This is a genomic window from Pseudoflavonifractor capillosus, assembly GCF_016902575.1.
In the GTDB taxonomy this organism is placed as follows: domain Bacteria; phylum Bacillota; class Clostridia; order Oscillospirales; family Oscillospiraceae; genus Enterenecus; species Enterenecus capillosus_A.
Map to the genome: position 1 here is coordinate 1 of NZ_JACSNZ010000135.1, position 365 is coordinate 365.

Annotated in this window: 1 protein-coding gene; it reads right to left on the reverse strand. The window is 60.8% G+C overall.

Annotated elements, in window-relative coordinates; all coding sequences use genetic code 11:
• A partial coding sequence (locus tag H9X86_RS12235) for a site-specific integrase (RefSeq protein WP_204901762.1) occupies positions 1–365 on the reverse strand: 365 nt, incomplete at both ends.

Below are 365 nucleotides of genomic sequence, written 5' to 3' on the forward strand. Positions count from 1 at the left end.
TGGGCGTAGACGTTCAGTGTCGTGGCGCTGGACACATGGCCGATGATGGCGGATAAGGTCTTGATGTCCATGCCATGCTCCAGGGCGTTGGTGGCGAAGGTGTGGCGGAGGTCGTGGAAACGGACGTGCTTGCATCCTGCCCGTTCCAGTACCTTGGATAGCTTCTTTCGTACCGCTGCCGGGTCCAAAGGGGAGTCCTTCTTTTTGGGGGAGGGGAACATCCATCGGGAGCTGCTGCCCTCCCGATACCGGAGCAGGACGTGGAGAATGGGGCGGGGGAGGACCAGGCTTCGGCTGGACGCCTTGGTCTTGGGCTGGGAGACCACCAGTTTTTTGTGGATGCGCTGTACCTGCCGCTCTACCTT